The sequence below is a fragment of the Oleiphilus sp. HI0123 genome, assembly GCF_001635315.1.
The window spans coordinates 1-269 of sequence record NZ_LWGE01000815.1 but is presented as its reverse complement, the minus strand read 5'-3'; the positions used below and the strand labels follow the sequence as shown (position 1 = coordinate 269).

The window sequence follows — 269 nt, the reverse complement described above, 5'->3', positions numbered from 1 at the left end:
CTGCCATACATAGCCGCCAAGACAGGTTTCTTCGAACTGAAAGTCGCTGATGACCTGAGCTTAGTCATTCCTGAGAACTTAACCAATAAAGATTATCAGGAAGCGATGGCGAAGGTCCTAGTACCACCACCTGTCGCGAAAAGTGATGAGATTCTCGCCAGCTCAGGCGGTATGTTCTATTCGCGCGAAGCGCCTGATATGCCTCCCTTTATTGAGGAAGGCCAGCACTTTGAGACGGGAGATCCGCTCTATATCGTTGAAGTCATGAA

Annotated in this window: 1 pseudogene; it reads left to right on the top strand. The window is 49.1% G+C overall.

What is annotated here, in order from left to right:
- Nucleotides 1–269: pseudogene (locus tag A3761_RS27280) on the top strand (hypothetical protein); the annotation flags it as partial.